The 26,181-nt window shown below is 63.9% G+C and carries 31 protein-coding genes and 1 pseudogene; 18 read left to right on the top strand and 14 right to left on the bottom strand.

Features of this window, described 5'->3' with window-relative positions:
• Positions 1-3: 3 nt before the first annotated feature.
• From EB815_RS07500 to EB815_RS07475, 6 genes are all read right to left on the bottom strand, one after another.
• The gene (locus tag EB815_RS07500; protein ID WP_056575651.1) at positions 4-678 is read right to left on the bottom strand and encodes an amino acid ABC transporter permease; all 675 of its coding nucleotides are present in this window, start codon (positions 676-678) and stop codon (positions 4-6) included.
• Positions 675-1,334: an amino acid ABC transporter permease gene (locus EB815_RS07495; RefSeq protein WP_056575648.1), complete on the bottom strand. Its 660-nt coding sequence runs from the start codon at positions 1,332-1,334 to the stop codon at positions 675-677. Before EB815_RS07495 ends, EB815_RS07500 begins: the two co-directional genes overlap by 4 nt.
• A 100-nt stretch (positions 1,335-1,434) precedes the next feature.
• On the bottom strand, positions 1,435-2,292 hold the full coding sequence (locus tag EB815_RS07490) for a transporter substrate-binding domain-containing protein (RefSeq protein ID WP_056575646.1): 858 nt from the start codon (positions 2,290-2,292) through the stop codon (positions 1,435-1,437).
• A 2-nt stretch (positions 2,293-2,294) separates the two neighbouring features.
• Positions 2,295-2,957 (bottom strand): Lrp/AsnC family transcriptional regulator, encoded by a 663-nt coding sequence (locus EB815_RS07485; RefSeq protein WP_081295018.1) that lies wholly within the window; start codon positions 2,955-2,957, stop codon positions 2,295-2,297.
• Positions 2,958-3,157: 200 nt separating this feature from the next.
• Positions 3,158-3,340 carry a 50S ribosomal protein L32 gene (gene rpmF / locus EB815_RS07480; protein ID WP_008834724.1) on the bottom strand — a complete coding sequence of 61 codons (183 nt, stop codon included), beginning with the start codon at positions 3,338-3,340 and terminating at the stop codon, positions 3,158-3,160.
• A 139-nt stretch (positions 3,341-3,479) separates the two neighbouring features.
• Positions 3,480-4,241 carry a biosynthetic peptidoglycan transglycosylase gene (locus EB815_RS07475; RefSeq protein ID WP_056575639.1) on the bottom strand — a complete coding sequence of 254 codons (762 nt, stop codon included), beginning with the start codon at positions 4,239-4,241 and terminating at the stop codon, positions 3,480-3,482.
• Positions 4,242-4,463: 222 nt separating this feature from the next.
• Here EB815_RS07475 and EB815_RS07470 point away from each other — a divergent pair, with 222 nt between their 5' ends.
• From EB815_RS07470 to EB815_RS07460, 3 genes are all read left to right on the top strand, one after another.
• The gene (locus tag EB815_RS07470) at positions 4,464-5,381 is read left to right on the top strand and encodes a polyprenyl synthetase family protein (protein ID WP_056575636.1); all 918 of its coding nucleotides are present in this window, start codon (positions 4,464-4,466) and stop codon (positions 5,379-5,381) included.
• A 55-nt stretch (positions 5,382-5,436) separates the two neighbouring features.
• On the top strand, positions 5,437-6,192 hold the full coding sequence (locus EB815_RS07465) for an SDR family oxidoreductase (protein ID WP_056575633.1): 756 nt from the start codon (positions 5,437-5,439) through the stop codon (positions 6,190-6,192).
• 113 nt (positions 6,193-6,305) lie between these two features.
• Entirely contained in the window at positions 6,306-8,642 is a 2,337-nt protein-coding gene (locus EB815_RS07460; RefSeq protein WP_056575630.1) for a response regulator, read from the top strand.
• A 6-nt stretch (positions 8,643-8,648) separates the two neighbouring features.
• Here EB815_RS07460 and EB815_RS07455 read toward each other — a convergent pair whose 3' ends face one another.
• The 5 genes and pseudogenes from EB815_RS07455 to EB815_RS07435 form a co-directional block, all read right to left on the bottom strand.
• Positions 8,649-9,410, bottom strand: coding sequence for a Stf0 family sulfotransferase (locus tag EB815_RS07455; RefSeq protein ID WP_056575628.1), 762 nt, complete (start codon positions 9,408-9,410; stop codon positions 8,649-8,651).
• Between the two features lie 54 nt (positions 9,411-9,464).
• Positions 9,465-10,005: pseudogene (locus EB815_RS07450) on the bottom strand (phosphotransferase-like protein).
• 38 nt (positions 10,006-10,043) lie between these two features.
• Entirely contained in the window at positions 10,044-10,898 is an 855-nt protein-coding gene (locus tag EB815_RS07445) for a lytic transglycosylase domain-containing protein (RefSeq protein ID WP_056575621.1), read from the bottom strand.
• 5 nt (positions 10,899-10,903) lie between these two features.
• Positions 10,904-12,157 carry a flavodoxin-dependent (E)-4-hydroxy-3-methylbut-2-enyl-diphosphate synthase gene (gene ispG, locus EB815_RS07440; RefSeq protein ID WP_056575618.1) on the bottom strand — a complete coding sequence of 418 codons (1,254 nt, stop codon included), beginning with the start codon at positions 12,155-12,157 and terminating at the stop codon, positions 10,904-10,906.
• Between the two features lie 571 nt (positions 12,158-12,728).
• Positions 12,729-12,908 (bottom strand): YdcH family protein, encoded by a 180-nt coding sequence (locus EB815_RS07435; RefSeq protein WP_010911953.1) that lies wholly within the window; start codon positions 12,906-12,908, stop codon positions 12,729-12,731.
• Between the two features lie 235 nt (positions 12,909-13,143).
• Between EB815_RS07435 and EB815_RS07430 the strand changes: the two genes are divergently transcribed.
• Positions 13,144-13,347, top strand: coding sequence for a YdcH family protein (locus EB815_RS07430; RefSeq protein WP_010911954.1), 204 nt, complete (start codon positions 13,144-13,146; stop codon positions 13,345-13,347).
• A 33-nt stretch (positions 13,348-13,380) separates the two neighbouring features.
• Here the strand turns inward: EB815_RS07430 and EB815_RS07425 are convergent, their stop codons facing one another.
• Positions 13,381-14,169: an IclR family transcriptional regulator gene (locus EB815_RS07425; RefSeq protein ID WP_056575615.1), complete on the bottom strand. Its 789-nt coding sequence runs from the start codon at positions 14,167-14,169 to the stop codon at positions 13,381-13,383.
• A 170-nt stretch (positions 14,170-14,339) separates the two neighbouring features.
• Here EB815_RS07425 and EB815_RS07420 point away from each other — a divergent pair, with 170 nt between their 5' ends.
• The 11 genes from EB815_RS07420 to EB815_RS07370 all read left to right on the top strand — a co-directional run bounded on the left by EB815_RS07420 (position 14,340) and on the right by EB815_RS07370 (position 22,621).
• Complete coding sequence (locus EB815_RS07420) at positions 14,340-15,170, top strand: transporter substrate-binding domain-containing protein (protein ID WP_171883346.1); 831 nt, start codon at positions 14,340-14,342, stop codon at positions 15,168-15,170.
• A 73-nt stretch (positions 15,171-15,243) separates the two neighbouring features.
• Positions 15,244-15,909 (top strand): amino acid ABC transporter permease, encoded by a 666-nt coding sequence (locus tag EB815_RS07415; protein ID WP_056575612.1) that lies wholly within the window; start codon positions 15,244-15,246, stop codon positions 15,907-15,909.
• Between the two features lies 1 nt (position 15,910).
• A complete protein-coding gene (locus tag EB815_RS07410; RefSeq protein ID WP_056575609.1) occupies positions 15,911-16,561 on the top strand; it encodes an amino acid ABC transporter permease in 651 nt (216 codons plus the stop codon).
• Between the two features lie 4 nt (positions 16,562-16,565).
• Entirely contained in the window at positions 16,566-17,360 is a 795-nt protein-coding gene (locus EB815_RS07405) for an amino acid ABC transporter ATP-binding protein (RefSeq protein ID WP_056575605.1), read from the top strand.
• 70 nt (positions 17,361-17,430) lie between these two features.
• Positions 17,431-17,892 carry a RidA family protein gene (locus tag EB815_RS07400; protein ID WP_056575602.1) on the top strand — a complete coding sequence of 154 codons (462 nt, stop codon included), beginning with the start codon at positions 17,431-17,433 and terminating at the stop codon, positions 17,890-17,892.
• Positions 17,893-17,917: 25 nt separating this feature from the next.
• On the top strand, positions 17,918-19,123 hold the full coding sequence (locus EB815_RS07395) for an aminotransferase class V-fold PLP-dependent enzyme (RefSeq protein WP_056575599.1): 1,206 nt from the start codon (positions 17,918-17,920) through the stop codon (positions 19,121-19,123).
• Between the two features lie 139 nt (positions 19,124-19,262).
• Positions 19,263-19,466: a hypothetical protein gene (locus EB815_RS07390; protein WP_155772503.1), complete on the top strand. Its 204-nt coding sequence runs from the start codon at positions 19,263-19,265 to the stop codon at positions 19,464-19,466.
• A 37-nt stretch (positions 19,467-19,503) separates the two neighbouring features.
• Positions 19,504-20,043 carry a sigma-70 family RNA polymerase sigma factor gene (locus EB815_RS07385; protein WP_056575593.1) on the top strand — a complete coding sequence of 180 codons (540 nt, stop codon included), beginning with the start codon at positions 19,504-19,506 and terminating at the stop codon, positions 20,041-20,043.
• A complete protein-coding gene (locus EB815_RS07380) occupies positions 20,040-20,951 on the top strand; it encodes an anti-sigma factor family protein (protein ID WP_056575590.1) in 912 nt (303 codons plus the stop codon). Before EB815_RS07385 ends, EB815_RS07380 begins: the two co-directional genes overlap by 4 nt.
• A 99-nt stretch (positions 20,952-21,050) precedes the next feature.
• A complete protein-coding gene (gene purE / locus EB815_RS07375) occupies positions 21,051-21,548 on the top strand; it encodes a 5-(carboxyamino)imidazole ribonucleotide mutase (RefSeq protein WP_027141852.1) in 498 nt (165 codons plus the stop codon).
• Complete coding sequence (locus EB815_RS07370; protein ID WP_056575586.1) at positions 21,545-22,621, top strand: 5-(carboxyamino)imidazole ribonucleotide synthase; 1,077 nt, start codon at positions 21,545-21,547, stop codon at positions 22,619-22,621. The genes purE and EB815_RS07370 overlap by 4 nt, the downstream gene beginning before the upstream one ends.
• 114 nt (positions 22,622-22,735) lie before the next feature.
• On the opposite strand, the gene EB815_RS07365 is transcribed toward EB815_RS07370, so the two are convergent.
• Entirely contained in the window at positions 22,736-23,158 is a 423-nt protein-coding gene (locus EB815_RS07365; RefSeq protein ID WP_056576487.1) for a lysozyme inhibitor LprI family protein, read from the bottom strand.
• A 231-nt stretch (positions 23,159-23,389) separates the two neighbouring features.
• Here EB815_RS07365 and ykgO point away from each other — a divergent pair, with 231 nt between their 5' ends.
• The 3 genes from ykgO to EB815_RS07350 all read left to right on the top strand — a co-directional run bounded on the left by ykgO (position 23,390) and on the right by EB815_RS07350 (position 25,403).
• On the top strand, positions 23,390-23,515 hold the full coding sequence (gene ykgO, locus EB815_RS07360; protein ID WP_006327841.1) for a type B 50S ribosomal protein L36: 126 nt from the start codon (positions 23,390-23,392) through the stop codon (positions 23,513-23,515).
• A 108-nt stretch (positions 23,516-23,623) separates the two neighbouring features.
• On the top strand, positions 23,624-24,232 hold the full coding sequence (locus EB815_RS07355) for a tetratricopeptide repeat protein (protein WP_056575584.1): 609 nt from the start codon (positions 23,624-23,626) through the stop codon (positions 24,230-24,232).
• A 103-nt stretch (positions 24,233-24,335) separates the two neighbouring features.
• The gene (locus EB815_RS07350; RefSeq protein WP_056575581.1) at positions 24,336-25,403 is read left to right on the top strand and encodes an alpha/beta fold hydrolase; all 1,068 of its coding nucleotides are present in this window, start codon (positions 24,336-24,338) and stop codon (positions 25,401-25,403) included.
• A 36-nt stretch (positions 25,404-25,439) separates the two neighbouring features.
• Here the strand turns inward: EB815_RS07350 and EB815_RS07345 are convergent, their stop codons facing one another.
• On the bottom strand, positions 25,440-26,168 hold the full coding sequence (locus tag EB815_RS07345; protein WP_056575578.1) for a L,D-transpeptidase: 729 nt from the start codon (positions 26,166-26,168) through the stop codon (positions 25,440-25,442).
• Positions 26,169-26,181: the final 13 nt, after the last annotated feature.

The raw sequence follows: 26,181 nt of genomic DNA, 5'->3' as shown, positions 1-26,181 counted from the left end.
GGATCAGGCGCCACGGCGGGCTGCGAGATGGGGCTGCAGCCTGTGCTCCAGGCTGCGCGAGATTGCCGCGACAAGGGCGGTCAGCCCCCAATACAGCAATGCGATGGCGGTGAAGATCTCCACCGGCGAGAAGGTACGGCCGATGATGTTCTGGGCCATGTAGGTGAGTTCTGGCACGGTGATCGCCGACAGGATCGCCGATTCCTTGATCAGTGTGATGGTGAGGTTGGTGGCCGCCGGCAGGATGTAGCCGAGCACCTGCGGCACCAGGATCTTGCGGAAGATGGTGAGGTAGCGCAGGCCAAGCGCATAGCCGGCCTCGACCTGGCCAAATGAGATGGACTGGATCGCGCCCCTGATGATCTCGGCGGAATAAGCGCTGGCATAGGCCGACAGAGCACCGATCGAAACCACCACCGGCGAGAGCCGGACGCCGAACATCGGCAAGGCGTAGAACAAAAGGAAAATCTGGATCAGGAACGGAATGTTGCGGAAGATCTCGACATAGGCCGACACGATTGCCGCCGGCAGCCCTCCGCCCCTCAGCCTCACCAGCGCCAGCAAGATGCCGAGCGCGAAGCCGAATGGCAGCGACACGGCGCACATCAGCACCGTATTGCCAAAGCCCTTGGCCAGGATCTGCCAGTTGTCCGCGATGACGGCGAAATCGAACGTCATGCGCGCGCGCCTTCCGCCTTGCGCTCCAGATGCCGGGTCAAAAGGCTGCAGGAAAACAGCACGATGAAATACAGCACCGCCGCGATGCAGAACGCCTCGACCGGCCGGTAGGTAACGTTCATGATGTTCTGCGTGGTGCGGGTCAGCTCGACCACGGCGATCACCGACAGGATGGACGAGGCCTTCACCAGCATGGTGAACTCGTTGACCATCGGCGGGATGATGGACCTGAACAGCTGCGGCATGATGATCTTGAACCAGGTCACCACGGGTTTCAGGCCGAGCGCCTTGGCCGCTTCATACTGGCCGGAGGGAATGCGCGTCAGCCCGGCGCGCAGGATCTCGGCGACGAAGGCCGCGCTGTTGAAGCTGAGCGCCAGCACGCCCGCCAGGAGCGGCGGCAGATCGATGCCGACCAGCCCCGGCAGCACGTAGTAAACGACGAAGATCTGCACGATCAGCGGCGTGCCGCGGATGAAGCTGGTGTAGAGCGCGCCGATCCAGCGAACCAGGCGCCAGCGCGACCGGCCGCAGGCCAGCAGGCCGAAGCCGATCAGCGTGCCGGCCAGGAACCCCAGCGCCGAGACGCCGAGCGTGATGCCCGCGCCGGTCAGGAATTGCGGCAGAAAGGTCAGCGTTTTTGAAAAATGGAACATTTTTCAGCTCGAACGGAGAGGCACCGTCCGGCGTCGGCGCGGGCGATAGCCGCGGCAGCGCATCGCCTGCGCCACGCCAGACAAGTTCAGGGGAAACGATTCAGAGCGCGCCGGGTGGCAGATAGCCCTGGTCTGGCGTCTTCATCTCGAAACCGAACCATTTCAGCTGCAGCTCCTTCAGCTTGCCGCTGTCCTTCAGCTCGCCGATCTTGGTGTTGATGAATTCGCGCAGGTCCTTGTCCTCCGGCCGCACGACCCAGGACAGGTAGGAGAATTCGCCGATCGAGCCGACGACCTTGTAGGTATCGGGGACGTTCTTCATCAGCACCGCCGCCGAAGGCGAGGCAATGACAATGGCATCAACCTGGCCGGAGGCGAGAGCGACATGGGTTTCGGGGAAGGAGGTGAACAGCTTCAGTTCGCCGACACCCTTGCCGCCCTTGTCCTTGAGTTCCTTGTCATAGGCCTCGATGATCGGCTGCACGGACGAGGCAAGCTGCGTTGCCACCACCATGCCGCTGATGTCTTCCGGCTTCTTGATGCGCTCCTCATCGGCGCGCACCACGATGACGTTCTCGAACGAGCCCGTCGGCCTCGTGTAGGCATATTTCGCCGCCCGCTCGGCATTGATTCCGGTCGAGGTCGCCATCAGGTCGAACTTTTTCGCCAGCAGGCCCGGCAGCAGCCCCTGGAATGGCAGGTTGAGCTGGTCGAGCTTCACACCGAGCTGGCTCACCACATAATCGAGGATGTCCTTGTTGTAGCCGACGATCTGGCCGTCGCGGACGAACTCGAACGGCTCGAAGGCCGCCTCGGTACCGACCACGATGGTGCCGCGCTGCTTGATCTGGTCGACAAGCCCGTCGGCATGAGCGGCGGATGCGAAGGACAGGAAGAGCGGCGCGGCGGCAAGCAGGGACAGGACGCGGCGGCGCGATGCGGAAAGGAACTCACCCATTGTTACCCTCTTTTTTCTTCGGTTTTGCTGCGCTGGTAGGCCCGGCCCGAGTGCTTGAACACACGGCCGATCATGTAGCTCTCGGAATCCTTGATCCCGGGAACGTTCGCCAGTTCACTGACCAGGAAGTCATGCAGGCTGGTCGTTGATGGCAAAGTGAGTTGGATGATGATGTCGAACGGCCCGGTCATGGCGTAGACGCTGTCGACGAACGAATATTCCGACAGTTTCCGGGCGACGCTGATGATGTGCTCGCGATCGACATCGAACCCGACAATGGCGGCGATGCCGACATCGCTGCGCAAGGGGCGCACGACCGCCTGGATGCAGATATCCGGATCCTCGAGCACGCGCGCCATTTTCCGCCGCACCGTCGCTTCGGTGACGCCGATGCGCTTGGCGATATCGACGCTCGACATCCGCCCGTCGACCTTGAGTTGGGAAAGCACCGCCTGTTCGGTGTCGTCGAGATCACTCGTGCTGACGAAATCCCACATGTAATTCCCCATTGATGTCGATTTCCGACTATAATTTTGAAAATTACATAAGAAACCGCCAATGACAATCCCACCCGCGCCGAAAAACACCGAGAGAAGGCCCCTCGATGGTCGGATGAGATGCTGGAAGCTGGGCTTGGCTTTGAGGGAAGTAGCGTCGATGGGCATCAGCCGGGGAGGATCGCGCGGCGCGCGGGTATCCGACGCGCTTGGGCACAGCCCCGTCGAAGGCAGCCTCAAGGCCTTGTCGGTATTCTGGAGTGGGGACGATGGCCCGGGCGTCGGCTCTGCTTGTTAAGTTCCGCCAAACGCAAAAAGACCGGCCAGAGGCCGGTCCTTTGTAACTCAAACCTTCAAAAAAGCTGGTCTCAGCTTTCCTTGGGGGTCAGCACCTGGCGACCGCGATACATGCCGGTCTTCAGGTCGATATGGTGCGGGCGGCGCATCTCGCCGGAATTCTTGTCCTCGACATAGGTCGGGGCCTTGAGGGCGTCGGCCGAGCGGCGCATGCCGCGCTTGGACGGAGAGGTTTTGCGTTTCGGAACGGCCATGGATATGCTCCACTACATGGTCAAAAGCCCCGCCCGCCCTCGTGAAAGGGCCATGTCGGGCCTAAATCTGAGAAAGTCGGGTGCCTATACACGCCTGACACTGTTTTGGCCAGCACTACAGTGAATTTTTTTGAGCTGGCTATTCCAGACAGCCGACATAGGCGCCTGAACGGCCGGCACGCCGCTCGATCAGATTGGCGAGTCTTCTCAGGCCCGGCCCGGGTTTTGCCGGATTGCGGGCGATCGGATTGGGCAGCGTGACGGCCAGAAGCGCTGCCTGCCGTCTGGACAGCTGTTTTGCCGGAATGCCGAAATGGTGCTGCGCCGCCGCCTCGATGCCATAGATGCCGGGGCCCCATTCGGCGATGTTGAGGTAGATCTCCATGATCCGCCGTTTCGACATCACCGCGTCGAAATAGACGGCCAGCGGCAGTTCGACGACCTTGCGCACCGAACCCAGCGGCCTCGACCACAGGAACAGGTTCTTCACTGTCTGCATGGTGATGGTCGAGGCGCCGCGCGTCGCCTCGCCGGCCAGCGCATCGTCGACGACCCCTCTGAGTTCGCCCAGATCGACGCCGCGGTGGAAGCAGAACTGGCCGTCCTCCGACATGATGACGGAATGGGCCAGCACCGGCGCGACATCGTCGATCGAGACCCAACGCCGGTCATAGCCGGAGAAGGTCGTCAGATCCTTCAGCATCAGCGTCGACACCGGATGCACGAAGGACGGCAGGTAGAGAAAGGTCAGCACTATCGGGATCAGCGCTAGCACTGCGGCCGCGATGAGGCCGCGCCGGACCCAGCGCCTGAGACTGCGGCGGTTCACGCCGCGCGATCTCGTCGCCATGTCCAGCTTTTCGGTTTCATGATCGACGATCGGTTCCGCCAAGCCGCCCAACCCGTGCCAGAGAGATCGTTTTGAAACTCGCTCCTGTGCATCACATGACGGTGTTTTCGAGAACCGGAGCGGAGCGTACATTCGGGTACGCAAGCACAGGAAGCGCGGAAAACGCCATCAAATGACCGCAGGAGGAGAGTTTCCAAACGGGCTCATACCGCTCCGGCATAATGGCGCTTGCCTTCTTGCGCAACGTCTGAGTGTCGGCTACCGCTCCCGGCCATGACGAATGACGACGAAATGGCGTTCGAAATGGCGCTTATCCGGCGGGCAGCCGCCATCGAGGTGCTGCTGCGGCGGCTGCTCGACGATCGCCCGCTTTCGGGCGAGATCGCGCGGCCCGATCGTCTGATGGCCGCGATGCGCCATGGCGTGCTGAACGGCGGCAAGCGCCTGCGGCCGTTCCTGGTCATGGAAAGTGCCGCCCTGTTTTCGGCCGATGGCGAAGCGGCGCTGCGTGTCGCGGCGGCGCTCGAATGCGTGCACTGCTATTCGCTGATCCATGACGACCTGCCGGCGATGGACGACGATGATCTGCGCCGCGGCCAGCCGACCGTGCACAAGGCCTTCGACGAGGCGACAGCCATCCTGGCCGGCGACGCCTTGCTGACGCTGGCCTTCGACATCATCGCTGGCGAGGCGACCCTGTTGCCGGCCGAGCGGCGGGCCGCCCTGGTGCTGGCGCTTGCCCGCGCCGCCGGTGCCGGCGGCATGGTCGGCGGCCAGAAACTCGACCTCGAGGCCGAACAGGCAGCGCCCGACGAGGCCGGCATCATCCGGCTGCAGGCGATGAAGACCGGCGCGCTGATCCGCTTCGCCTGCGAGGCGGGTGCCATCATCGCCGGCGCGCCGGCGGAGGATCGCGAACGGCTCGCCGAATTCGGCTCGGCGATCGGCCTCGCCTTCCAGCTTGCCGACGACCTGCTCGATTTGACGGCCGACGCCAGCCAGATGGGCAAGGCGACCGGCAAGGACGCCGCCGCCGGCAAGGCAACCCTCGTGGCGCTGCATGGTGTGAACTGGGCGCGCAGTCAGTTGCATGGTCTTGTTGGCCAGGCGCACGCGCTGCTTGACCCCTATGGCGACAAGGCGGCGCTGCTGAAGGAAGCCGCGACCTTCGTCGCGACGCGCAACAGCTGACGGCAGGCCCGATATCGGCGGTGCGTGGCGAGAGGCAAATGGGAGATCAGCTTCGATGTCGTCCAATCTGTTCGATCTCAGCGGGCGCCGGGCGCTCGTAACCGGCTCGTCGCAAGGCATCGGGTTCGCTCTGGCCAAGGGCCTGGCGCAAGCCGGAGCAAGCGTGATCCTCAACGGCCGTGACGCCGCGAAACTCGGCGCGGCGGCGGCGCAGATCGCTGCGGCGGAAACGCTCGCCTTCGACGCGACCGATCATGACGCGGTCCGCGCGGCGATTGACAATTTCGAACTGTCCGACGGGCCGATCGACATATTGGTCAACAATGCCGGGATGCAGTTCCGCACACCGCTTGAAGATTTCCCCGCCGATGCGTTCGAGCGCATGCTGCAGACCAACGTCGCCAGCGTCTTCCATGTCGGTCAGGCAGTCGCACGCCACATGATCAGGCGAGGCCGCGGCAAGATCATCAACATCGCCAGCGTGCAGACAGCCCTCGCCCGCCCTGGCATCGCGCCCTACACGGCGACGAAAGGCGCGGTCGGCAACCTGACCAAGGGCATGGCGACCGACTGGGCCAAACACGGCCTGCAATGCAACGCCATCGCGCCCGGCTATTTCGACACGCCGCTCAATGCGGCCCTTGTCGCCGATCCGGCCTTCAGCGCCTGGCTTGAAAAGCGCACCCCGGCCGGCCGCTGGGGCAAGGTCGAGGAACTGGTCGGGGCCTGCGTGTTCCTGGCCTCCGATGCCTCGTCCTTTGTCAACGGTCATATCCTTTATGTCGACGGCGGCATCACCGCATCGATCTGATCCGTCACGATGCCTCATGCAGGAGCAATGGCGCCGGCCGCGCGAACGAAATCTTAATGTAAATGAAGCGTAATCCCGGTCGTTAAAATAATGCGTATGTGTTGGGGTTGCGCATGCCGGAATATTCTTCCTTCATCCGGTTTGTCCGGATCCGCTACCTTTCAGGACTGCTGATTTTCGCGCTGGCTTCCATGGCCATCATGATTGCGCTCGACCGTGTCAATTCCTTCCGCCATGACATCGATGCGCTGAGCAGCAACCTCGTCGTCTTCACCCGCGACCTGCGCAACGCGACCAGCTTCGCCGAGACGACCGGGTCCGCCTGGCGCAACGAAACGCGCGATGCGCTGACCGCTTCGGCGCGTGATCATTCCGAACGCCTGACCCGCGAGATCGACACACTGACCGCCCAGCTCGCCGCGATACGTCCGCGCCTGTCGGCCAAGACCATCAACGAACTCGAAGCCTCTTCCGTCAACGGGGATCTGTTCTGGTCGCCGCGCGACATGGTGCGCAACCTCAACCTGATGTCGGTGGCGCAAAAAGCCGATGAATGGCGCTACCGGGAAATCCGCAACCAGAACGACCTGTTTGTGCAGCCGATGCTGGTACGTGTCCGCACCACGATGGATGACGAGCGCCATCTGGCCGACGCTTCCAGCGACCGGCTGCTGCTGTGGGCGAGCGGCCTGTTGTTCGGCGTCCTGGCCATCGTCGCCTTCTGGATCTTCCGGCCGATGGAGCAGGCGATCCGCCGCGCCTTTGCCCAATCGGCCGAATCCCTGTTCAAGGCCGAGGCCGCCGACCGTGCCAAGTCCGAATTCCTGGCCAATATGAGCCACGAGATCCGCACGCCGATGAACGGCGTGCTCGGCATGGCCGAGTTGCTTGCCAAGACCGAATTGACCGCGCGCCAGAAGACCTTCACCGACGTCATCGTCAAATCGGGCAATGCGCTGCTCACCATCATCAACGACATCCTCGATTTCTCCAAGATCAATGCCGGACAGCTCACCCTGGACCCTGCCCCGTTCCGTCTCTCCGAAGCGGTCGAGGATGTGGCGACGCTGGTTTCGGCCCGTGTCGCCGAAAAGAACCTCGAACTGATCGTGCGCGTCGATCCGCGCCTGCCGGCCCATGTCGTCGGCGACGCCGGGCGGTTCCGGCAGATTGTCACCAATCTGGTCGGCAATGCGGTGAAATTCACGGAGAAGGGCCATGTGCTGATCGATGTCGGCGGCGAAACGGTCAACGATGTCGTCCAGCTCAAGCTGCGCGTCGAGGATACCGGCATCGGCATCCCGGCCGAGAAACTGCAGAACGTGTTCGAGAAATTCGCGCAGGTCGACGGGTCCTCGACTCGCCGCCACGAAGGCACCGGCCTGGGGCTTGCCATCGCCGCGCGCCTCGTCGACCTGATGGCCGGCAAGATCGGCGTCGAGAGCGAGATCGGGCGCGGTTCCGTCTTCTGGTTCGCGGTGCCGCTGCCCGTGCATCATGCCGAGGCGCGCGACGCGGTCGTGCCGGTCGACGTCACCGGCGCGCGCGTGCTGGTCATCGACGACAATCCCGTCAACCGCGAGATCCTGCTCGAGCAGCTCAGAAGCTGGAGCTTCGACTGCGCGGCAGCCGAAAGCGGCGCCGTGGGGCTCGCCTTCCTCGATCGCGCCTGCCAGTTGGGCGCCAGCGTCGACTGCATCATCCTCGACTACCAGATGCCCGGCATGAACGGCGGCGATGTCGCCCGCGCCATCGCCGCCGACAGCCGGCTGTCCGCCATCCCGATCGTTATCCTGACCTCCGTCGATCAGGTCGATTTCGGCAAGATGATCATCGACTTCGGCATATCGGCGCATCTGACCAAGCCGGCGCGCTCGGCGATCCTGCTCGGCACGGTCATCTCTGTTATCCAGAAGGCCCGCTCGCAGGCCGGCAAGGCGCATTTCGTTCGCGAGCCGGTCCAGATGCCGCAGCCGGCTCCGCCTGCCTTCACGGTCATCCGTGGCCCAGCCGTTCCGGCCGTGACAGTACCGGAATCGGCCACCGCGCCGAACGGCCCGATCGACATCCTCATCGCCGAGGACAATGAGGTGAACCAGCTGGTGTTCGGCCAGATCCTCAACGGACTCGGCCTCAGCTACCGCATCGCCGGCAACGGCCGCACGGCGGTCGAGATGTACAGGTCGCTGCATCCGAAACTGATCCTGATGGACGTCTCGATGCCCGAGATGAACGGCTACGAGGCAACCCGCGCCATCCGCGCGATCGAGGCCTCGTCGGGCAGCCACATCCCGATCGTCGGCGTCACCGCGCACGCGCTGAAGGGCGATCGCGACAAATGCATCGAGGCCGGCATGGACGACTATCTGCCGAAGCCCGTTTCGCCCGATCGCCTTGGCGCCAAGATCGGCACATGGCTCAGTGAAACAGTGGTGGCCAAGACCGCCTGATCCAGGTCACGGCGCCAGGCGGGCCGCGTCAAGGCGATAGCGGCGCATCCAGTCGAGGCTTGTCTCGTCAGCGAGCTTTGCGACGCCCGGCCGGATGTCGTCCGCATTCGGAGGCTGAACGCCGAGAGCATCGCATATGCTCAGCAACGCCGCCGCCGGATCGGCGGATAGACGCTCATAGCCAACCCGCAGCGGCGTTATGCCTTGCGCTGCGAACCAGACGTTCCAGGCCGCGTCATAGGCTTCGAGTTCGTCAAGCTCCCCTTTGATGCGCTCGAAATCATATTGGGGGTCTTGCGCCGGTGCGACCCGTTCGATCTCGGTGCCGTCAGGCGCGATGTGCCAAAGACCGGTCTGCTGTGCCTTGATCAGCGAGATCGCCTGCGCGAGCTTGTTCTCCCGCGACAGATGTATGTAGAGAATGCGGCCAAAAGCTCTTTCGAAACGCGCCCTGTCCGACGCCAGCCCTGGGAAAATCCGGTCGAGAATCGCCGAAAGCTCATCCAGGTTTTCGCGCATCAGGCGCAGGCCGAAAATCTCGGTGCCGCCCCTGCCGGCGGTGATTGCCGCATCGACATAGGCGACATCGAATTCAAGCTCGCCCATCGTGTCGCGGCCGGGCAGTCTCCACTCCTCGGCCCACTCCGGCACGTCCTGCCGCCGATAGAATGAGTGCGGATCGCCTGATGTCCCGGTGGATGCCAGGAGCTTGCACAGCAAAGTGCTGCCGGTTCTCGGCGTGCCGCAGATGATATAGGCGTCGAACATCCCGTTGCCCTTGTCGTTTCACAGGCAGGGCAAGCCCGGCCGATCCATCGGCGCCTATAGTCGAAATTGTTGCTGGATGCGACGGGCGCATTCCAGCGGGGTGAGATGGCTGGTGTCGACCTCGAGATCGTAGACTATGCCCGCGTGCACGCGCCCATATTGCCAGCGCGCCAGGCCCGGCCGTCTGGGCTTCGCGGGCTTCCAGGACCTCCAGCGGCGCCATGACGCCAACCCGATGGAGATCGAAGGCCGACAGCAGTTCGACATATTCAGGCATTTCGCCATTGCACAGCACATCGTCGACGATCAGGTTGTTGCCTTGCCCGGCCATGGCGGCGACGGCGTGGCGCATGCCGCGCAAGGCACGCGCTCCCGTCGGTCCGGTCCTGATCACGACCGACGTCTGGCCGCCTTGCCGGATGGTCTCATAGGAAAAGCCGTCGGCATGGTCCTGCAAGGCATCGGGCAGCATCTCGATGAAGGTGTCCATCTGGACATGCAGGAACGGTTCGGCGGTTATTGTCTGCAACGCCCTGGCGATCGAACTTTTGCCGGCACTGCCGACGCCATTGAGCAGGACGATCCTGGCATTCATGTTCGATTCTCTTTCAAGCATCGAGCCGGCTTCAGCCTTTAACGGTTGCGCACCACCACGCAGGCCCCGCCGACGCTCTGCAGTTTCTGGCAAATGACATTGGCGGCGGCGCGGTCGTCGATTCCGATCCTGACCGCGTAGATGCCGCGCCGGCCGATCGGCGTGCGCACCCGGCTCACCACCGGATCATGGCCGGCAAGCAGGGCCGGAAACCGGCTCCTCACCCGCAGCCACTGGCTGATCGCGGCACTGCGGCGGAAATTGCCGGCCACCTGGACGCCCCACGGCTTGACGTTGATCGAGGCCATCGCCACGGTCTGGGACATGATCACCGGCAGCTTGCGGCAGGCGACGGCAAAATCCGTCTTGGCGTCGAGCGGCGCGACCTGTCCGGCATAGGCGGGGTCGGTGAACTTGTCGACCGGCTCGCCCATGATGTCGAAGACATAGCTCTCGGTCTCCATCGGCAGGAAACCGCCCGAACCCAGCCAGCGCGACACCCGGCTTTCGCCGGCATTGTAGGCGGCGGCCGCCAGGCCAAGATTGCCGTAGCTGGTCTTCATTTCGGCGAGATACTTCGCCGATGCCGGGATCGCCTGGTTGATGTCGAAGGAATTTTCGAGCCCCCGCATCTTGGCGGTGCCCGGCATGAACTGGGCGATGCCCTCGGCGCCGACGGGGCTGACGGCGTTGGGGTCGAAACGGCTTTCCTTCCAGATCAGCCGGGCGAAGAAATCCCGGGGCAGGCCGTTCTGGTCGGCATGGGCCTGGATCAAATTGCAGACCTTGTCGATCAACCGCTGCTTGGCCGATTGCGGCGGATCGGCCTGGGCAAGCGTTGACCAGGCCACACTGCACAGGACTATCAGCGCCACCCGGGGGAAACGCCGCATCTGGCCTACTCTGCCGCGGCCTTGCCGCTGCGACCGAACCGTTGCTCGATGTAGTCGGCGACCATTTTCTCGAAATCCGCCGCGATCGCTGGCCCGCGGAGCGTCGCCGCTTTCTTGCCGTCGACGAAGACAGGCGCCGTCGGCGTCTCGCCGGTGCCGGGCAGCGAAATGCCGATATCGGCATGCTTGGATTCGCCCGGGCCGTTGACGATGCAGCCCATCACCGCGACCTTGAGGTTCTCGACACCCGGATATTTTTCGCGCCAAACCGGCATGTTCTTGCGCAGATCCGCCTGGATATTCTGGGCGAGTTCCTGGAACACGGTGGATGTCGTGCGGCCGCAGCCAGGGCAAGCGGCGACGATCGGCACGAACTGCCGGAAGCCCATCGTCTGCAGCAATTCCTGCGACACCTGCACCTCGCGCGTGCGGTCGCCATTCGGCTCGGGCGTCAGCGAGATGCGGATGGTGTCGCCAATGCCTTGCTGCAGGAGGATGCCCATCGCCGCCGACGAGGCGACGATGCCTTTCGACCCCATGCCGGCCTCGGTGAGGCCCAGATGCAGCGCATGGTCGGAGCGGGTGGCGAGTTCCGTATAGACGGCGATCAGGTCCTGTACGCCGCTGACCTTGGCGGACAGGATGATCTTATCGCGGCCGAGGCCGATCTCTTCGGCCATCTCGGCCGACAGGATCGCCGACTGCACGATCGCCTCGCGCGTCACCTCCTGCGCCGTCAGCGGAAAACCCTTGTCCTGATTGTCATCCATCAGTCGGGTCAGGAGTTCCTGGTCGAGCGAGCCCCAATTGACGCCGATGCGCACGGGCTTGTCGTGCTTGATCGCCATCTCGACGATATCGGTGAACTGCCGGTCCTTCTTGTCCTTGAAGCCGACATTGCCCGGATTGATGCGGTATTTGGCCAGCGCCTCGGCGCAGGCCGGATGATCGGCGAGCAACTTGTGGCCGATATAGTGGAAGTCGCCGACCAGCGGCACATTGATGCCGAGCCGCTGGAGCCGTTCATGAATGCGCGGCACGGCGGCCGCGCTCTCGTCGCGGTCGACGGTGATGCGCACGATCTCGGAACCGGCGCGGTGCAGTGCTGCAACCTGCGCGACCGTCTGGTCGATATCGGCGGTGTCGGTGTTGGTCATCGACTGCACGACAACCGGAGCGCCGCCGCCGACGACCACGCCGCCGACATCGACGCCGACCGAGGTGCGGCGAGGGAAGGGAAAGGAAAAATATCCGGTCATGCCGGCAGCCTTTTGTCTCTGAAGTCCCGTGCGTCCGCTCGGACGCACAAGCACTCCCCGGGGCCGATGCGCTGAAGTCCGGGCATGAGGTGGAGGAGCAAAGATGGCTTGTCAATGGCGACAGGTCGCCACTGGCCCCGAAATAGCCCGCAAGCAGTTTCCAGGCGCCGGAGTTTTGACCCGGTCGCTCGCGTTGACGGCCGCATACCTTCGCGATTGGCGGAGATGTTTCACACTTCGTCATCCACGGGCGGAGCAAGGAGCGTAGCGACGCGGCGCAGACCCCTGGGGCTGCTCCGCAGCCCAAGGGATCCATGCCGCGACTTCCGAGCGCCGCAACGGCGCAGAATAATGCTCCGCTGCACTCCTCGGCCAAGGTCACGGAATGGATCCCAGGGTCTCCGCGACGGAGCTTCGCTCCTGCTTCGCCCTGGGATGACGAAGTTGAGAAGGCTTCGGCCTAATATGATTTTTATGATGGCCGCCCGGAGCGGAAAACAAAACCCACTACACCGGCGGCGGCTGCCGCCGGCAAGCAAGACCGCATAGTGGCGGCTATGTCAGTCGGGCATCAATGCGTGGTTGGTTGCGCTTTCAGTTTCTCAATCGCATCCTTGAGTGCCAGCTTGCGTCGCTTGAGATTCACGATTTCGAGGTCGTCCACCGACGGGTGGTTCATCGCGTCATCGATTTCGCGTTCGATGTCGCCGTGTTTCCGCTGCAACTCATCAAGATGGGATGCAAGAGACATGATTGGTTCTCCCTTTCATGGTTTCCTCGATTGCAGCCGCCAAGGCGCGTCCACCGCAGGTCGCTTCTGTGACGGCACAATGACACTTTGCCACCTTCCGACAGTGATGTCGAATGCTGCGTGGTAGCATTCCACGGCAATGTGAAATGTGATATGGGCTGCGCGCCGGTGGCAGAAAGTGCCGCCCCCGCCCAACAAGGCCCAGTTTTGGGCGCCGCAGTGCAGACGGTAGAGAATGTCCGATCAGGAACAGGCCGATATTCGCCTCGAATTTTCCCGGCTGAAGCAGGAACACGCCGATTTTGACGCGGCGATCAACGCGATGATCGCCACCAATTGCGACCCGCTGCAGATCCAGCGCATGAAAAAGAAGAAGCTGGCGCTGAAGGACCGGCTGATGAAGCTGGAAGACAAGATCATTCCCGACATCATCGCTTGAGCCGCGGGCCGCGCGATCCTCGTCACGTTTCGCCTATCCGGCGATGGAGAGCCTGCCGGCGCGTTCGCGCAGCAGGCCGATGAGACTTTCGGTCCGCTCCTCGGTCGTATCGATCGGAACCACAAGGCACATCGTCGCCTCGACCTTGCCCGGCGCTGAAAAGACCGGCACGGCGAGACATTTGGTGTAGGCGTCGACGAGCCCCGAGGTGACGCAGTAGCCGGTGACCCGCGCCTTGGCGATGTCGGCGATGAAATCATCCAGCCGCAGCTTGCGGCCATCGGGCAGCACGAGATCGTCCTGCGACACCATGTCCTCGATCGCGGCCCGCTCCAGCCCCGCCAGAAGCAGCCGCCCCGAAGCGGTCCAGGGCAACGGTATCTGCAGGCCGGTGGCCGAGCTGATGCGGAACGGCCTGGTGCCGGGACTGGAGTGGACGATGGTATAGCGGCCACTCTGCAGCATGCACAGTTCCGAGGTTTCCCCGGTCTCCCGCGACAGATGGTCGACCTCCTGGCGCCCTCGCCGCAGCAGGTCATTGCCGCGCACATAGTCCATTCCATAGAGATAGAGCTTCTTGCCGAAATAGACGCGGTTGCCGTCGCCGGCCATTTCCAGCAGGCCCGCGTCGACCAGCGAGCGCACCAGCGTGTAGGTCGTCGAGCGCGGCGCGTTCACCCCCTTGGCAAGGTCGCCGATGCCGATCGCGCGCTGCGTCGTGTGCAGGAAGTCCAGGATCTCGAGCACTCGGTTGAGGCCCTTTTCGCGGGAAGCCGTCGTCTTTTCGTCGGCCGAAACGGCCAAGGCATTGCCATCTTGCATTGTCGATTCCTGGTGTTAGTATCTGTCTTGTACAGGATACATGCGTCTCTTGTAAGAGACAATTTTCTTGAAATCACCGACGTGTGTCTTGCCTGTGCATGGGGAACACAACACGAAAGGAGGTCGCCGTGAACGACACATCCGGAAGACGTGATTTTCTGAAATTGGGAATGGCTGGACTGGCCACCGCCGGCGTGCTGGCAACCGTAGATGCCCAGAAGGCCGCGGCCCAGGCCGCGTCCGACAGCCTGCTGCGCACCGTGCTCGACCGCGGCAAGCTGATCGTCGGCACCGGCAGCACCAACGCGCCCTGGCATTTCGAGAACGATGCCGGCGAACTGGTCGGCATGGACATCACCATGGGCCGCATCCTGGCCAAGGGCCTGTTCGACGATCCGACCAAGGTCGAGTTCGTCATGCAGGATCCGGCGCAGCGCATCCCCAACGTCACCACCAACAAGGTCGACATCACCATCCAATTCATGACGATGACGGCGCAGCGCTCGCAGCTGATCAACTTCACCCGGCCGTACTATGTCGAAGGCGTTGCCCTGCTGACGCTTCCCACCGCCGAGAACAAGACCTTCGACAAGCTGCTTGCCGGCGGTTCGGCGACGCGCATCTCCATCCTGCAGAATGTCGACGCCGAAAGCTCCGTGCACTACGCCCTTCCGCAGGCGCAGGTGCTACAGATCGACACCCAGGCCAACGTGCTGCAGGCGCTGGAATCCAAGCGCGCCGATGCAGCCGCCGTCGATCTGTCGACCGTGCGCTGGCTCGCCTCGCGCAATCCGGACAAATATTTCGACGCCGGCAAGAGCTGGTATTCGATGCTCTACGGCGCCGCGCTTCGGCAAGGCGACCTCGACTGGCTGACCTTCGTCAACCAGACCTTCACCATTGCCATGTTCGGCCATGAATCGGCGCTCTATGACGCCGCCTTCAAGGACTATTTCGGCCAGGAGCCGCCGGCGCGTCATCCGGGTTTCCCGGTCATCTGACCCAGCAGGCGGAAGGGGCATTCCGCGCCCTTCCGCCTGCTTCCTCCGACGCCCTTCACACCGAGGCGGACGCATGGGCTATGCCCTCAATTTCAATCTGATCTGGCGGCATTTCGACAAATTGTGGGGCGGTCTGCTGCTCAGCCTCGAGCTTGCCGTGATCTCGATCGCCATCGGCGTCGTCATCGGGCTGGTGCTCGCGGTCTGGTACGTTTCGGCCGGGCGGGTGGTGCGCGCGATCATCGCAGCCTATGTCGAATTCATCCGCAACGTGCCGCTGATCCTGCTGGTCTACCTTGTCTTCTACGGCCTGCCCACCGTGGTCGACCTGGCCTACAGCGCGCCGACCTCGTTTGTCCTGACGTTGTCGGTCTATAGCGGCGCCTATCTGGTCGAGGTGTTTCGCTCAGGGCTAGAGGCTGTCCCGCGCGGTCAACTCGATGCCGGCAAGGCCATCGGCCTGACACCCTGGCAAAGGCTCATCCATGTGCGCCTGCCGACCATGCTGCGCATCACGCTGCCGGCGCTGTCCAACACCTTCATCTCGCTGTTCAAGGACACTTCGATCGCCTCAGTCATCTCGGTGCCCGAACTCACCTTCGGCGCCCAGTGGATCAACTTCAACACCTTCCGCATCGTCGAGGTCTATCTGGTGACGACGGCGATGTATCTGGTGACCGGCTACGCCTTGCTTTTTGCGCTCAGGCTGGTCGAGCGCCGGTTCAGGGCGGCGCGCTGACATGCTGAGCCAGATCCTCTACGCTCTGCCTTTCCTCGCCAAAGGCTTCGCCCTGACCCTTTGGGTATCGCTTCTGGTCGTGGTCCTGTCGCTCATCGCCGGCGTCCTGCTGGGTGTCGCCCTGGTCTATGGTCCCGCCCCGTTGCGCTGGGCGGTGCGCATCTTCTCGGACACCATTCGTGGCATTCCGATCCTGGTGCTGATGTTCTTCGTCTATTACGGCCTGCCCGCCATCGGACTTCATCTGCCGTCGTTCTGGGCGGCGGTGCTGGCGCTGACCCTGTTCAAGACGGCGCAGGTCATCGAATATCTCAGGGGCGCGGTCGCCTCGATTCCGAAGGGACAGTCCGAGGCTGCAATGGCGATCGGGCTGACCTTCAGCCAGCGGCTGACCTACGTCATCTTCCCGCAGGCCTTCAGGCGCTTCCTGCCGCCGTGGATCAACGGCGTCACCGACGCGGTCAAGGGCAGCGCGCTGGTCTCGCTGCTCGGCATCACCGATTTGATGCAGGCCATCAACCAGGTCATCGGCCGCACCTATGAGGCGATGCCGCTCTATATCCTCGGCGCGCTGATCTATTTCGCGGTCAACTATGCGCTCTCGCTCGCCAGCCGGCGGCTCGAGCGGCGCTTCTCCTTCATTCGGGAATAGCAAGATGTCCGATGCCACAAGCGCCAATCCGGCACTGCTCGAAGTGCGCGATGTCTCGAAGGCTTTCGGCGCCGTCGAGGTGCTGCGTTCCGTCAGCCTTCAGGTGAAGCGTGGCGAGGTGGTCACCGTGATCGGCCCCTCGGGCAGCGGCAAGACCACGCTGTTGCGCTGTGTCAATTTCCTCGAAAGCTACGATAGCGGCTCGATCCGTATCGACGGCAAGGAGGTCGGCTATCGCGAGGCCGGAACGCGCCAGCGCCGCAGCGAGCGCGACTTGGCCGCGATGCGCGCCGAGACTGGCATGGTCTTCCAGAGCTTCAACCTGTTTCCGCACCTGACAGCGGCCGGCAACATCATGCTGGGCTTGACCAAGGTGCGGGGGAAGAGCCAGGCCGAGGCGCGACAAACCGCCGAACACTGGCTCGGCCGCGTCGGCCTCGCCCACAAGGCCGACAGCCTGCCGGCGGAGCTTTCCGGCGGCCAGCAGCAGCGCGTCGGCATCGCGCGCGCCGTGGCGATGGAGCCGAAGATCCTGTTGCTCGACGAGATCACCTCGGCACTCGATCCCGAACTGGTTGGCGAGGTGCTGGCCGTGGTGCGCAGCCTCGCCGAGGACGGCATGACGATGCTGATGGTGACGCACGAAATGGCCTTTGCCCGCGACGCCTCGAGCCGCATCGTCTTCATGGCCGATGGCGGCGTCAGTGCTGTTGGTCCGCCCAAGGAGATCCTCGCGGCGGAGACCAGCAACGAGCGCCTCCGCACCTTCCTGGCGCGCTTCCGCGCCTCGCATTTCTGACATCGGACGGCAGACGCCGTCTCATTCTTGAATATCGGATGGCTGAAGCCAACCAAGGGAGCCTTCTTCCATGACGCCTTACATCCGGCTCGCCGAACTTGGCCTGACGCTGCCCGAGCCGCCAACCCCGATCGCCAACTTCGTCACCCATGCCGAGAGCGGGCGGCTGATCTTCCTGTCCGGCCAGGGGCCGCTGCGCGCCGACGGCACGCTCTGCACCGGCAAGGTCGGCGAGGATGTGACCGTCGAGCAGGCCTACGGGCATGCGCGCCTGACGGGGCTCAATCTGCTCGCCGTCATGCATGCCGCCGCCGGCGATCTCGGCCGCATCGTGCGCGTCGTCAAGCTGCTCGGCTTCGTCAACGCGACGCCGACCTTCAGCGACCACCCCAAGGTGATGAATGGCTGTTCCGATCTGTTCGCCGATGTCTTTGACAAGATCGGCGGCCATGCCCGCTCGGCCATCGGCGTCGGCTCGCTGCCTGGAAACATCACTGTCGAAATCGAAGCGGTCATCGAGATCGCCGCCTGATCTGCCACCCACAGGATCCGCTCACATGAAAACCACTTCCTCCACCGGCTCCAACACCACCATCCGCGAACGGCTGGGCTTGAGGCCAATCATCAACGTCTCGGGCACCATGACCGCGCTTGGCGCGTCGATCATCGTCCCGGAAGCGATCCGCGCCATGGCTGAAATGGCCTCGCAATGGGTGGAGATGGACGATCTGCAGCGCGCCGCGAGCACCGTCGTCGCACGCCTCACTGGCGGCGAGGCCGGCTTCATCACCGCCTGCTGCGCCAGCGGCATCACCATGGCGATCGCCGGCGCGATGACGGGAACCAACCTGCTGGCCATCGAGCGTCTGCCCGATGATACCGGCGACCTCAAGTCGGAGGTCGTCATCCAGCTTGGCCACATCGTCAACTACGGCGCACCGATCGACCAGTCGGTCCGCGTCGCCGGCGCCAAGGTGGTGCCCGCTGGCACGGTCAGCGTGACGCAAGACTATCATGTGCGCGAAGCGATCAACGAACGCACGGCGGCGGGCCTTTATGTCGTCGCCCACCACACCGTGCAGTACGGCATGCTGTCGCTGGAGGAGTTCTGCGAAATCTGCCACGCCAAGGGCGTGCCGGTGATCGTCGATGCCGCGTCCGAATACGATCTGCGCGGTTTTCTGGCGCGCGGCGCCGACGTCGTCATCTACAGCGGCCACAAGTTCCTGAGCGGGCCGACCAGCGGCATCGTCACCGGCCGCAAGGATCTGGTGCGGGCCGCCTATCTGCAGAACCGCGGCGTGGCGCGGGCCATGAAGGTCGGCAAGGAAAGCATCGCCGGCACCATGGCCGCGCTGGAAGCCTGGGAGACGCGCGACCACGACGGCATCCGCCGGCGCGAGGAGGCCGCTCTCAATCTCTGGAAGGATGCTTTGCAGGGGATAACAGGCATCTTTGCGAAGATCATTCCAGATCCAACAGCCAATCCGCTCGACCGGCTGCAGATCTTCGTATCGCCCGAGAGCCGCTTTACCGCCGCCGGGCTCACCTCGGCGCTTGCCTCGGGCTCGCCGCCGATCATTGTGCGCAACCACGAGATCGAGCGCGGCCATTTCTTCCTCGACCCCTGCAATCTGCATCCCGGCGAGGCCGAGATCGTCGGCGAACGCCTGCGCGCCATACTGACCGCGAAGGACCGTCCCGCCGATGCGATGAAAGCCGCCCGCAAGGATTCCTCCGGCGTCTTGCGCTGGCCGGATTAAGCACCAGGCCGACCAAAAATTCCAGAAGCGCCGGCTGATCACGCGACTGTGAACAGCCGGATTTATGCGCGACGGGAATAAGCCGGCGCCGCGACAGGTCTCTTCAGCATACGCCACGGCTGGCGTTGAGGAGATCGGCATGCCCCGTCAATGCGAAAACAGCGACCATGGCTGCGGCACCGACCGTGACCATGCGCTGGCGCGCGTGATCGTCATCAGTCTCTCTTCCATGGCGCTTGACACCGGTGAGGCAGATGATTTCAGTTTCAGCAAGGCAGGCGGCTCTGCCTGCTTCCGGGGGCTTTGCCCCAGCGAGCAAGTCAAGGTCGCCGTCGCATCTTGAAGCGGCACGGCCCGGAGTCTCGGATCATGGTGCTGCTTTGAGCGAGAGGGCCCTGGCAGAACGCTTCAACCAGGTGGTGCTGCCGCATCTCGGCGACGCGCTGGCGCTTGCCCGCTGGCTGACCGGCAATGCAGCCGATGCCGAGGATGTCGTGCAGGACGCCTGCATCAAGGCACATGCCGGCATTTCAGGCTATGCCGGCGGCAACGCCCGCGCGTGGCTGCTGACCATCGTGCGCAACACTTCCTACACCTGGATGGCGCGTAACCGGCCGCGCGCCATGATGGCCGTCGGCGATCTCGGCGATCTCGACGACATGGCGGCGGCACACGGCAGCAGCCTGCCGGAAGAGGATGGCCCGGAGGCGAGCCTGATCGCCAGGGCCGATACGGCGGCGCTCGAGGCGGCGATCGCCGCCTTGCCGCAGCCATTTCGCGAAACGCTGGTGCTGCGCGATATCAACGGCCTCAGCTATCGCGAGATAGCGGCCATGCTCGACGTGCCGATGGGCACGGTGATGTCCAGGCTGGCGCGTGCGCGCGGCCTGCTGGCATCTGAATTGGGGAGAGCGCCATGACCAACCATGACGACGGACTGCCCAATGATCCCGAAGGTATCAGACTGATGATCCATGCCCTTGTTGATGGCGAGCTTGATGCGGCAGCCGCACTTGCCGTGGAGCGTCGCATCGCCGCCGACCCCCGGCTTGCCGCCGAGCATGCCCGCATTGTCGCCTTGCAAGGCGCTGTCAGCCGCTTGCCGCGCCCCGATGTCAGCGACGCCTTTCGAGCCCGCATCGCGGCGATCGGCATGGCCGGCACCGAACAACAGGCGCCGGCCCAGGCGACGGAGCCCCAGCGGGGCGCGCCGTCGGCATTGCCGAGATTGATAGCGGGCTCCGCCGGCGGCCAGAGGCGGGAAGCCGGGACACGTCCTTCCCCGGCACGGCCATCGCCAAGAGCGCGCCGCTTCGGCTCGTTCGACTGGCGCACCATGGCCGCGTCGATCATGATCAGCGCCGTGCTCGCCAGCGGCGCGACGCAATGGGTGATGCAAAGCGGCGTCGACGACGGCTTTGCCGCGGCGGTCGCCAGCGGCCACCGCCGCAGCCTGCTTGCGGCGAGCCCGATCGACATCGTTTCGTCCGACCGCCATACGGTGAAGCCGTGGCTCGACGCCCGCATTGGCGTCTCGCCACCGGCGCCGGACCTTGCCCAGGACGGCTACGCGCTGATCGGCGGCCGGGTCGAGGTGATATCGGGCCGGCCGGTGCCGGCACTGGTCTACCGCCACCGCGAGCACCTGATCACGCTGGTCGCCGAACCGCAGCAGGGCGGCAAGACCACCCAGCCGGACGACCTTTCATCCGGCGGCTTCTCGATGGTGCAATGGAGCGACGGTGCCTTCTCCTATTGGGCGATCTCCGACATGGAACGGCCCGAGCTTGACGACTTCGTCGCCCGCTTCCGCAAGGCGGCGGTGTGACCTGGATTGTGGCCGTCGGCATCTGGCCGATGGCCTGAAATCCTTGCGGCCCCGCGCGAATTCCGCTAAGGCGCGCCTTTGTCGCCGGGGAGCAACAGCTTGAACGACCAACGCGCCGACGTCGCCATCATCATGGGCAGCCAGTCCGACTGGGCGACGATGCGCCAGGCTGCCGAAACGCTGGAGGCGCTGGGCGTTCCGCACAAACGGCTGATCATATCAGCGCATCGCACGCCCGACCGGCTCTATGAATTCGCCAAGGGCGCCAAGGCCGCCGGCTACAAGGTGATCATCGCCGGCGCCGGAGGTGCGGCGCACCTGCCCGGCATGACGGCGGCGATGACGCCGCTGCCGGTGTTCGGCGTGCCGGTGGAATCGAAGGCGCTGTCGGGCCAGGATTCGCTGCTCTCGATCGTGCAGATGCCGGCCGGTATTCCAGTGGGGACGCTGGCCATCGGCAAGGCCGGTGCGGCCAATGCGGCCCTCCTGGCCGCCGCCGTGCTGGCACTGAACGACGACAAGCTCGCCCAGCGGCTCGACGCCTGGCGCGCCTCGCAGACCGCCAAGGTCGCCGCCGAACCGACGGATACGCCGTGAGCCTGCCCGCCGGATCGACCATCGGCATCATCGGCGGCGGCCAGCTTGGCCGCATGCTGGCAATGGCCGCCGCCCGCCTCGGCTACCGCACCATCGTGCTGGAGCCGCAGCCGGATTGCCCGGCCGCCCAGGTCGCCAACCGGCAGATAACATCAGCCTATGACGATCCGGCCGCCCTTGCCGAACTGGCGGCCGCGAGTGCCGTCATTACCTACGAATTCGAGAACGTGCCGGTCGCCGCGGCGGAAGCGCTTGCCGCCAAGGTCGCGGTCCATCCGCCGGCGCGCGCGCTTGACGTGGCGCAGGATCGGGTGAACGAAAAGACATTCCTCAACGGCATCGGCATCGCCACGGCCGATTTTCGCCCGGTCGACACCGACGACGAGCTGACGGCGGCGCTGAAGACATTCGGCGGCAGCGGCATCCTGAAGACGCGGCGCATGGGCTATGACGGCAAGGGCCAGCGCGTCTTCCGCCACATGGAAACGGGCGGCTTCGCCGGCACCTGCGAGGCGATGGGCAATGTGCCGCTGATCCTCGAAAGCTTCGTGCCGTTCGAGCGCGAAATCTCCGTTATCGCGGCACGGGGGCTGGATGGAACGGTCGTCGCTTATGACCCGGCCGAGAATGTGCATCGCGACGGCATTCTCCACACCTCGACCTTGCCGGCCGCCATCACGCCTAAGACGGCGGCAGCGGCGCGCGCGGCTGCATCGACGATATTATCCGCGCTCGACTATGTCGGCGTCATCGGCGTCGAGTTCTTTGTGCTGGGTGACGGTTCGCTGCTGGCCAACGAGATTGCGCCTCGCGTCCATAATTCCGGCCACTGGACCGAAGCCGCCTGCGTCATCTCGCAGTTCGAGCAGCACATCCGTGCCATTGCCGGACTGCCACTGGGCAGCCCGGGCCGCCATTCCGATTGTGTGATGGAAAACCTGATCGGCGACGACGTGCTGCGCGTGCCGGCCCTGCTCGCCGAGCCCGATCTGATGCTGCATCTCTACGGCAAGGCCGAGGCGCGGCCCGGCCGCAAGATGGGCCACTTCACCCGCATCAGCCGGCGCGCCTAGAGCAATTCCAGGAAAGGTGTGACACGGTTTCCGTTCGGAATTGCGTGCAAACAACGAGATAGAGCGGTTCGGCCTTTTCGTTGAAACGGTGAACCGCTTCAACGCCGACCCAGGTTACTGCACCTCGTCGCCCTCAACCTCGTCGGAACCGGCGCAGCTCGCATTGCCTTCCCCGCAATTGGCCGAGGCGGCGAGCTGCTTGATGCGGTCGTTGGTCAGCCTGGTCAGGCATTGCGAAACCTCCATCGCGTGGATGGAACCGCCCGCGCTGGCGGTGGTGGTATGCGCGCACTCGGCGTCGCGAAAGGCGATCCAGGCGCGCTGCGCCGCCTGCAGCAATCTCTTGCCGTCTGCGTCATCCGAGCCGATCAGGTTCTGATAGGCCGCGTTGAGCCTGGCATCGGCGGCCTGGTAATCCGCTCCGGCACAGATGTTCATCATCTGCTGGCTGTCGTCGGAGCGGTCGCATTCCTGTGCGCGAGCAACCGACGCTCCCGCCAGCAAGACAAGGCAGGCGGACAGGAATGTTCGGCGCATGACGGTCCCCAAATCACTTGAGATGCAGCGCATCATCCCAGTCCGCCCGGAGCGGTGCAATGCCGCCGGGACGACATGGCGGATATTTGATGATATCAGGATGCGGCGCATGCTTGCGGTTGACACGGACAAGGGTCCTCGTTTATGAGCCACCCACCGTTCAAAAGGCGCGTCTTCTGGCGCGCCTTAAAATTTCGACCCGGCACCGGGTCCACACCGACAGGCAAGACCATGAAGATCAAGAATTCGCTCAAGGCGCTGAAGGCGCGTCACCGCGACAACCAGCTGGTTCGCCGCAAGGGCCGCGTTTACATCATCAACAAGACCGCCCCGCGCTACAAGGCGCGCCAGGGTTGAGTTTTCGGCTGGAGGCTCTTGCCTCCGCCCCTTGATGCTTGTCGGCCCGCCGACCTTCTCACGCTAAAATCACTTTGATGTTCCGCCGCCCGGGGCTAGGATCGGGCGATGCGGATTCTTTTTGCATTTTTGACAGCTCTGCTTGTTTCCGGTGCCATGAGCTTGCCGGCCAGAGCCGCCGACGATCAGCCGGCAGTACCGGCCACCCCAGATGCTCCGGCGCCGCCGATGACCAAGCAGGCCCGGCTGGACAAGCTGTTCTCCGATCTCAAGCGCGAACGCAACGAGAAGGCGGCCGAACGCATCGCCGGCAATATCTGGAACGAATGGTCCCAGTCCGGCAGCGCCTCGATCGACCTGATGATGCTGTGGTCGCAAAAAGCGATGGACAACCAGAAATTCGACGTCGCGCTCGATTTCCTCGACCAGGTGGTGACCTTGCAGCCGACCTATGCCGAGGGCTGGAACCGGCGCGCCACGGTGCATTTCATGATGAAGAACTACGGGAAGTCGATGTCGGATATCGACCGCACGCTGCAGCTCGAGCCGCGCCATTTCGGCGCGCTGTCGGGTCTGGCGCAGATCATGGCACTGACCGGCCACAAGCAGTCGGCGCTCGAGGCCTGGCAGAAGGTACTGGCCATCTACCCGATGATGCGCAGCGCCCAGGATCAGGTCGCCACCCTTTCGGAAGAGCTTGCCGGCGAAGGCATTTGATCCCTGAAGGGAGTAAGGCAATAGAGATAGATTCCACCGCGGAACGCCCGACTCTACTGCCCTACTGCCGGAACTAATCCCGTCCCACCCCGTATCTCCCCGCATGAACCTGATCTACGCCGCGGTCGCCCTTCTCCTCGCACTCGTCCTTGCCCTGGTCGGCGTTACCCGCGTCGGCTCATGGCTGATCGAGCGCCGCAACCAGGCGGTCGGCGAATTTGCCGACATCAACGGCGCCCGCATCCACTATGTCCACATCCCCGCCCCAACCAAGACGGACCTGCCGCCAATCGTCTTCATCCACGGTGCCAGCGCCAATCTCAAAGACCAGATGTTGCCACTGCGGCCGTTGCTCGAAGGCCATGCCGAACTGCTGTTCTTCGATCGGCCCGGGCATGGCTGGTCCGGGCGCGGCGCCGGCAACAATGAAAACCCTTCGGCTCAGGCTGCCACCATCGCCGCTCTGATGGACCGTCTCGGCATCAGGAAGGCAATCATCGTCGGCCATTCCTTCGGCGGCGTGGTCACAGCCGCTTTCGGCCGCGAGCATGCCGACAAGACGCTCGGTCTAGTCTTCTTGGCGCCTGCGACGCATCCCTGGCCGGGCGGCGCGACGTCCTGGTACTACGACCTGACCACCATTCCGGTGATCGGCCGGTTGTTTTCCGAGACGCTGACCTATCCCGCGGGAGCACTGCAGATGGCGGACGCCACGACCTGTGTGTTCGCGCCCAACAAGGTGCCGGATAATTATCTCGGCATGGCCGCGATCCCGCTGGTGTTGCGGCCATCGGCCTTTCGCGCCAATGCCACCGACGTTGCCGGCCTCTACAGCTACGTGCTCAGTGCGGCGCCGCACTATAACGAGATCACGGCGCCGACCGTGGTCATTTCGGGCGACCGCGACAAGATCGTCTACGCGCACATCCATTCCGTCGGCCTGGTACGCGACATAGCGGGCGCCGAACTCGTCTGGGTGCACAACCTCGGCCACAAGCCGGACTGGATCACCCCCGACCTCGTCGTCGGCGCCATCGAGAAGGTCGCCGGCAAGGATATCGATCTGGCGGCGATGGCAAGGACGGCGGAAGCGCGGATTGCCGGCGACGCCTATGGCGCCGGCAAATGTGCCGACCTCAAGGAGCCTCAGGCCGAGCTCGCTCCGACCTGATGTCCGACAGAGAAGCAGCTGCGCTGCACCCCGGGGCTAGATGACCAGCAGCGGTGTCTTGCCGGGGACACGCTCGTAAAGATCCATGACATCCTGGTTGAACATGCGCACGCAGCCCGATGACGCTGACTTGCCGATGGACTTCCAGTCCGGCGATCCATGAATCCGGTAGAGCGTGTCGACGCCGTCCTTGAAGATATACAGCGCGCGTGACCCCAGTGGGTTGCTGATACCGGGCTGCATGCCCTGGCGCCATTTTTCCAGCTTCGGATCCCTGCGGATCATTGCCGATGGCGGCGTCCAGGTCGGCCATTTGCGTTTCCACTGGACGATAGCGCGGCCCTTCCAGGAATAACCCTGGCGCCCCAAGCCGACGCCATAGCGCATGGCCTTGCCGTCCTTGAGCACCCAGTAAAGGTGCTTGTCTGTCGTGTTGACCACGATCGTGCCGGGTTGTTCTCCAGTCGGATCGTCGACGATCTGCCGCAGGAACCGGCCGTCGACCTTGCTGAAGGGAATCGCCGGCAGCGAATGACCGCCATCTTCGACCGCGCTGTACATGCTGGCGTAATCGGGAGACACCCGGGCTTCAGGCGCGGCGACTTCGATCGGTGCCTTTTCAAGTGTCGGCTCAAGCGGCGCCGGATTGAGAGGACTGGCAACGCTGAGGGACTGCTTGGGAAATTGAGCACACGCCGAGATCGTGGAAACACCAATAAGCGACAGCCCGGTCAGAAGTGACCGGCGCGAGACGAGAGATGACATTCACTATACTTTC

It is taken from the genome of Mesorhizobium loti (assembly GCF_013170705.1).
GTDB lineage: Bacteria > Pseudomonadota > Alphaproteobacteria > Rhizobiales > Rhizobiaceae > Mesorhizobium > Mesorhizobium loti_D.
This window is presented reverse-complemented; position numbering and strand designations above follow the sequence as displayed.

Excerpts from the sequence above, each read along its gene's own strand:
- ispG (WP_056575618.1), bottom strand. The coding sequence starts at position 12,157 with ATGACCGGATATTTTTCCTTTCCCTTCCCTCGCCGCACCTCGGTCGGC.
- EB815_RS07410 (WP_056575609.1), top strand. The coding sequence starts at position 15,911 with ATGCTGAGCCAGATCCTCTACGCTCTGCCTTTCCTCGCCAAAGGCTTC.
- EB815_RS07485 (WP_081295018.1), bottom strand. The coding sequence starts at position 2,957 with ATGCCCATCGACGCTACTTCCCTCAAAGCCAAGCCCAGCTTCCAGCAT.
- EB815_RS07430 (WP_010911954.1), top strand. The coding sequence starts at position 13,144 with ATGTCCGATCAGGAACAGGCCGATATTCGCCTCGAATTTTCCCGGCTG.
- EB815_RS07405 (WP_056575605.1), top strand. The coding sequence starts at position 16,566 with ATGTCCGATGCCACAAGCGCCAATCCGGCACTGCTCGAAGTGCGCGAT.
- EB815_RS07500 (WP_056575651.1), bottom strand. The coding sequence starts at position 678 with ATGACGTTCGATTTCGCCGTCATCGCGGACAACTGGCAGATCCTGGCC.
- EB815_RS07415 (WP_056575612.1), top strand. The coding sequence starts at position 15,244 with ATGGGCTATGCCCTCAATTTCAATCTGATCTGGCGGCATTTCGACAAA.
- EB815_RS07425 (WP_056575615.1), bottom strand. The coding sequence starts at position 14,169 with ATGCAAGATGGCAATGCCTTGGCCGTTTCGGCCGACGAAAAGACGACG.
- EB815_RS07365 (WP_056576487.1), bottom strand. The coding sequence starts at position 23,158 with ATGCGCCGAACATTCCTGTCCGCCTGCCTTGTCTTGCTGGCGGGAGCG.
- EB815_RS07390 (WP_155772503.1), top strand. The coding sequence starts at position 19,263 with ATGCCCCGTCAATGCGAAAACAGCGACCATGGCTGCGGCACCGACCGT.
- EB815_RS07460 (WP_056575630.1), top strand. The coding sequence starts at position 6,306 with ATGCCGGAATATTCTTCCTTCATCCGGTTTGTCCGGATCCGCTACCTT.
- EB815_RS07445 (WP_056575621.1), bottom strand. The coding sequence starts at position 10,898 with ATGCGGCGTTTCCCCCGGGTGGCGCTGATAGTCCTGTGCAGTGTGGCC.
- ykgO (WP_006327841.1), top strand. The coding sequence starts at position 23,390 with ATGAAGATCAAGAATTCGCTCAAGGCGCTGAAGGCGCGTCACCGCGAC.
- rpmF (WP_008834724.1), bottom strand. The coding sequence starts at position 3,340 with ATGGCCGTTCCGAAACGCAAAACCTCTCCGTCCAAGCGCGGCATGCGC.
- EB815_RS07465 (WP_056575633.1), top strand. The coding sequence starts at position 5,437 with ATGTCGTCCAATCTGTTCGATCTCAGCGGGCGCCGGGCGCTCGTAACC.
- EB815_RS07350 (WP_056575581.1), top strand. The coding sequence starts at position 24,336 with ATGAACCTGATCTACGCCGCGGTCGCCCTTCTCCTCGCACTCGTCCTT.
- EB815_RS07400 (WP_056575602.1), top strand. The coding sequence starts at position 17,431 with ATGACGCCTTACATCCGGCTCGCCGAACTTGGCCTGACGCTGCCCGAG.
- EB815_RS07495 (WP_056575648.1), bottom strand. The coding sequence starts at position 1,334 with ATGTTCCATTTTTCAAAAACGCTGACCTTTCTGCCGCAATTCCTGACC.
- EB815_RS07355 (WP_056575584.1), top strand. The coding sequence starts at position 23,624 with ATGCGGATTCTTTTTGCATTTTTGACAGCTCTGCTTGTTTCCGGTGCC.
- EB815_RS07420 (WP_171883346.1), top strand. The coding sequence starts at position 14,340 with ATGGCTGGACTGGCCACCGCCGGCGTGCTGGCAACCGTAGATGCCCAG.
- EB815_RS07470 (WP_056575636.1), top strand. The coding sequence starts at position 4,464 with ATGACGAATGACGACGAAATGGCGTTCGAAATGGCGCTTATCCGGCGG.
- EB815_RS07345 (WP_056575578.1), bottom strand. The coding sequence starts at position 26,168 with ATGTCATCTCTCGTCTCGCGCCGGTCACTTCTGACCGGGCTGTCGCTT.
- EB815_RS07435 (WP_010911953.1), bottom strand. The coding sequence starts at position 12,908 with ATGTCTCTTGCATCCCATCTTGATGAGTTGCAGCGGAAACACGGCGAC.
- EB815_RS07490 (WP_056575646.1), bottom strand. The coding sequence starts at position 2,292 with ATGGGTGAGTTCCTTTCCGCATCGCGCCGCCGCGTCCTGTCCCTGCTT.
- EB815_RS07395 (WP_056575599.1), top strand. The coding sequence starts at position 17,918 with ATGAAAACCACTTCCTCCACCGGCTCCAACACCACCATCCGCGAACGG.
- EB815_RS07380 (WP_056575590.1), top strand. The coding sequence starts at position 20,040 with ATGACCAACCATGACGACGGACTGCCCAATGATCCCGAAGGTATCAGA.
- EB815_RS07455 (WP_056575628.1), bottom strand. The coding sequence starts at position 9,410 with ATGTTCGACGCCTATATCATCTGCGGCACGCCGAGAACCGGCAGCACT.